Consider the following 4,495-nt stretch of genomic DNA (forward strand, 5'->3'; position numbering starts at 1 on the left):
TTTCCCCTCCTGTTCTCGACTTACCTACGTTTCAGGAAGGTTTGCAAGGTCCTGATCCCCATGACCGGCGTTCCAACTGTCAAGGGAGGTTGGGCAAGTCGGGGTGCGGGGCGGGCGATGGACCGGGAGGCCCTCCGCACGCTCATGTGGGACGCCGCCGGGCTCGAGCGCTCTGCGGCCGGACTCGAGGCGGCGGCATCCGCCCTCGCGAGCTGGCGCGCGCCCGAGGTGCGCGACCGGCCGAGCGCCGAGGACCGCAATCTGCTCGAACTCGCCCGTCGCACGGTCGCCGCAGCGCTCACCCGGCGCGAGAGCGTCGGCGCGCACTTCCGCACCGACGCCCCCGCCGCCCAGATCCCGCCCGCGCCGTTCGAGGAGGCCGCCTGATGACCACCGACCGAGAGCTCGACCGCCTCGTCGCCGCCGCGCTCGACGAGGACGCCCCCTGGGGCGACCTCACCTCGGAGACGCTCATCCCCGCGGACGCCGTCGCCGACGCCGCGCTCGTCGCCCGGGAGGCGGGCGTGCTCAGCGGCTCCGATGCGTTCCGAGCGGCGTTCCGGCTCGTCGACCCCGCGATCGAGGTTGGGTTCCTCGTGCACGACGGCGGGCGCTTCGAGGCCGGGCAGACGCTCGCCACCGTGCGCGGCCCCGCGCGCGGGGTGCTCACCGCCGAGCGGGTGGGCCTCAACCTGGTGCAGCGGATGAGCGGAATCGCCACCCTGACCGCCGAGTACGTCGCCGCCGTCGCCGACACGCGCGCCCGCATCGTCGACACCCGGAAGACCACGCCCGGCCTGCGCAGCCTCGAACGCCGCGCGGTGCGCGACGGCGGCGGGCGCAACCACCGCCGCTCGCTCTCCGACGCGGTGATGGCGAAGGACAACCACCTCGCGGTCCTCACGTCCGGCGGGCTCGACCTCGCCACCGCGCTGCGCGGGGCGCGCGAGCGACTCGGCCACACCGTGCACCTCGAGGTCGAGGTGGACCGGCTCGACCAGCTCGACGCGGTGCTCGACGGCGGGGCCGACACGATCATGCTCGACAACTTCCCGCTCGACGAGCTCGTCGCCGGCGTCGAGCGGATCGCCGGCCGCGCGATCGTCGAGGCCTCGGGCGGGGTGACCCTCGACACCGTCGCCGCGATCGCCGCGACCGGGGTCGACGTGATCTCGGTCGGCGCCCTCACCCACTCGGTCCGCTCCCTCGACCTGGGGCTCGACCTCGACGTGCATGCGAGCGGCGGCACCGCGCCGTGATCTACCTCGACCACGCCGCGACGGGCCCGGTGCGCCGCGAAGCCCTCGAGGCGATGTGGCCGTACCTGACGGGCGCCTTCGGGAACCCCTCCAGCAGCCACGGGCTCGGTGAGCAGGCGGCCGCGGCGCTCGAGTGGGCGCGCGAGCGCGTCGCGGCGGCGACGGGCGCGCGGCCCGGCGAGGTCGTCTTCACGAGCGGCGGCACCGAGGCCGACAACCTCGCGGTGAAGGGCCCGGCCCTCGCGGCACCGCGCGGGGGGCACCTCGTCGTCTCGGCGATCGAGCACGAGGCGGTGCTGGAGTCGGCTCGATACCTGGAGCGCGCGCACGGCTTCGCCCTCGACGTCGTGCCGGTGGATGCCTCGGGCCTCGTGCATCCGGAGGCGCTCGCCGCGGTGCTGCGCCCGGACACGACGCTCGTCTCGATCCAGCTCGCGAACAACGAGGTCGGCACCGTGCAGCCGCTGGCCGAGCTCGCGGCGCTCGCCCGCGAGCTCGGGGCGGTCGTGCACAGCGACGCCGTGCAGGCTGCCGGCCGGCTGCCGCTCGATCTCGATGCCCTCGGTGTGGACGCGCTGAGCCTCGCCGGGCACAAGGTCGGGGCGCCGAAGGGCGTCGGGGCGCTCGTCGCGCGCGGGCGGGTGCCGCTCGAACCCGTGCTGCACGGGGGCGGGCAGGAGCGCGGCCGCCGCTCTGGCACCGAGCACGTGGCCGGTGCGGTGGCGTTCGCCACGGCGCTCGAGCTCGCCGAGCGGGAGCGAGAGGAACACCGCGCCCGCACGGACGAGCTCGGCGAGCGGCTCGTGGCTCGCGTCCTCGCCGAGATCCCCGAGTCGCGCCTGACGGGCCATCCCAGTCGGCGGCTCGCCTCGACGGCGTCGTTCCTCTTCCCCGGCGCGAGCGGTGAGGCGGTGCTGCTCGAGCTCGAACGCGATGGCGTGATCTCGTCGAGCGGCTCCGCCTGCGCGGTCGGTCGCACGGAGCCCTCCCACGTGCTCACGGCGATGGGCGTGCCCGCGGAACTCGCGGGCACCGCGGTGCGCTTCACCCTCGGCACGGCGACGACGGCGGAGGAGATCGAGTCGACGATCGTCGCGGTGCGCCGAGCGGTCGCCGCGGTGCGCGGACTCGGGCACCGCGACTGAGGCTGACGGGATGACGGGCGCGAGCGATGCGCGTCCGGTTCGCCGACCCGCGCACCGATGCGTGTGTCGGTGGCCCGCGCTATCGTGGAACCATGAGCGATGCAACTCCCACCCCCTCCGATGACGAGCGCGAGCGCCGCATCGAAGACGAGCTCGCTCCCGAAGAGCAGCTGCTGAAGGGCTGGCTCCCCGAGCCGAGCCCGACCGACGGGCCCGCGCCCGCCCCGTAATCCGCCGCGATTCTCGCGTTTCGTATTCGTTCCTATCGATCTGCCGATCTGGGAATAGCGCCTGATCCAGGGCGGGTTGCACTCTGCACCGACGCACCACTTTCAGGCGCTCGTCCGCGCCGTCCTTCTCGATGGGAACCTCCTTGACCGAACGCGCCGTTTCCGACCTCGACTCCGTTCAGCCCGCCCCGTCCGCCGGCCTGGCGGACACCGCCTCGACCGCTGCCGCCGCCGACGCGGCCCTCGCCGACTCCCCCGCCGCCGCGGCCGAGGACGCGGCCATCCGCGCCGGCCAGCCCGCGCACGGCGCCCGCGACACGAAGGTCATCTGGCTGCTGCTCGGCGCCACCTTCGTCGTCTTCCTCAACGAGACGATCATGGGCGTCGCGATCCCGCACCTCGTCGACGACCTGCACATCTCGCTGTCGGCCGCCCAGTGGCTGACGACGGCGTTCATGCTGACCATGGCGGTCGTCATCCCGATCACCGGCTTCCTGCTGCAGCGCTTCCCCACCCGCTCGATGTTCATCACGGCCATGTCGCTGTTCTCGGCGGGCACGCTGATCGCCGCGACGGCGCCGGGCTTCGAGGTGCTCCTCGGCGGCCGCATCGTGCAGGCCACCGGCACGGCGATCATGATGCCGCTGCTCATGACGACGCTCATGACGGTCGTCGCCCCGAGCGATCGCGGCCGTTTCATGGGCCGCGTGTCGATCGTGATGTCGGTCGCGCCCGCCATCGGGCCGACCATCTCCGGCCTCGTGCTGAACTACCTCTCCTGGCGGTTCATGTTCTGGTTCGTGCTGCCGATCGCCCTCGTCATGCTCGTGATCGGCTTCCGCAAGGTCGAGAACGTCAGCGAGACCCGCGTGCTCCCGCTCGACGTGTTCTCCGTGGTGCTGTCGGCCTTCGGCTTCGGCGGCATCGTCTACGGCCTGAGCATCCTCGGCGGCGTCGTCACCGGCAAGACGCCCGGCGACACCGTGCCGCTGTGGGTCGCGCTCGGCGTCGGCGTCATCGCCCTCGGGGCGTTCGTCTGGCGTCAGCTGCTGCTCCAGCGTCGCGACCGGGCACTCCTCGACCTCCGCACCTTCCGCTCGCGCAACTTCGCGGTGTCGATCGCGCTCATGGTCGTCATGATGGCGGCGCTGTTCGGCACGATCATCCTGCTGCCGATCTACCTGCAGAACGTGCTGCACCTCGAGCCGCTCGCGACCGGGCTGCTGCTCCTGCCCGGCGGACTCGTGATGGGCCTGCTCGGGCCGACCGTGGGCCGGCTCTACGACCGGGTCGGGCCGACCCCGCTGCTCGTGCCCGGCAGCATCGTCGTCAGCGGCGTGCTGTGGTCGCTCACGATGGTGGGCGAGCAGACGCCGTGGTGGCTGATGCTCGTGGCGCACGTCGTGCTCTCCGGCGCCCTCGCGTTCATGTTCACGCCGCTGTTCACCTCGGCGCTCGGCTCGATCGAGCCGCGGTTCTACTCGCACGGATCCGCGATCGTCGGCACCGTGCAGCAGGTGGCGGGCGCGGCGGGCACCGCCCTGTTCATCACGGTGATGACGGCGCAGTCGGCGGCGGTGGCCGCGACGGGAGCGGCCCTCGAGACCTCGGAGGCGGCCGGCATCCGCGCCGCGTTCCTGGTGGGCGCGATCATCTCGGTCGCGGCCGTCGTGGGCACCTTCTTCGTCCGCAAGCCCGCCGACATGGGCGAGGACGCGCCCATCGGCCACTGAACGCACAGCGACACGATCGACGTCGGCCTCGGGACCCACGGGTGTCGAGGGCGACGTCGTCTTGCTTTGCCTCCATCTGGAAGGTAGGGGCGTTGTGACAGAGCGTTCCCGAGCACGAGGCCGAGGGG

5 protein-coding genes are annotated in these 4,495 nt (G+C 72.8%); all 5 read left to right on the forward strand.

Annotated features, from left to right (window positions below; translation table 11 throughout):
• Positions 1–117 precede the first annotated feature (117 nt).
• The 5 genes from ACFWE1_RS02810 to ACFWE1_RS02830 all read left to right on the forward strand — a co-directional run bounded on the left by ACFWE1_RS02810 (position 118) and on the right by ACFWE1_RS02830 (position 4,367).
• Positions 118–387 (forward strand): hypothetical protein, encoded by a 270-nt coding sequence (locus ACFWE1_RS02810; protein WP_376932017.1) that lies wholly within the window; start codon positions 118–120, stop codon positions 385–387.
• Complete coding sequence (nadC, locus tag ACFWE1_RS02815; RefSeq protein ID WP_376932018.1) at positions 387–1,259, forward strand: carboxylating nicotinate-nucleotide diphosphorylase; 873 nt, start codon at positions 387–389, stop codon at positions 1,257–1,259. The genes ACFWE1_RS02810 and nadC overlap by 1 nt, the downstream gene beginning before the upstream one ends.
• Positions 1,256–2,404, forward strand: coding sequence for a cysteine desulfurase family protein (locus ACFWE1_RS02820; RefSeq protein ID WP_376932019.1), 1,149 nt, complete (start codon positions 1,256–1,258; stop codon positions 2,402–2,404). The genes nadC and ACFWE1_RS02820 overlap by 4 nt, the downstream gene beginning before the upstream one ends.
• Before the next feature lie 92 nt (positions 2,405–2,496).
• Positions 2,497–2,634, forward strand: coding sequence for a hypothetical protein (locus ACFWE1_RS02825; protein WP_189084548.1), 138 nt, complete (start codon positions 2,497–2,499; stop codon positions 2,632–2,634).
• A 131-nt stretch (positions 2,635–2,765) separates the two neighbouring features.
• Complete coding sequence (locus tag ACFWE1_RS02830; protein WP_376932020.1) at positions 2,766–4,367, forward strand: MDR family MFS transporter; 1,602 nt, start codon at positions 2,766–2,768, stop codon at positions 4,365–4,367.
• Positions 4,368–4,495 lie beyond the last annotated feature (128 nt).

It is taken from the genome of Agromyces sp. NPDC060279, from assembly GCF_042726785.1.
GTDB lineage: Bacteria > Actinomycetota > Actinomycetes > Actinomycetales > Microbacteriaceae > Agromyces.

Bases quoted from the DNA above. Each gene is read 5' to 3' on its own strand.
- ACFWE1_RS02810 (WP_376932017.1), top strand. From the start codon at position 118: ATGGACCGGGAGGCCCTCCGCACGCTCATGTGGGACGCCGCCGGGCTC.
- nadC (WP_376932018.1), top strand. From the start codon at position 387: ATGACCACCGACCGAGAGCTCGACCGCCTCGTCGCCGCCGCGCTCGAC.
- ACFWE1_RS02825 (WP_189084548.1), top strand. From the start codon at position 2,497: ATGAGCGATGCAACTCCCACCCCCTCCGATGACGAGCGCGAGCGCCGC.
- ACFWE1_RS02830 (WP_376932020.1), top strand. From the start codon at position 2,766: ATGGGAACCTCCTTGACCGAACGCGCCGTTTCCGACCTCGACTCCGTT.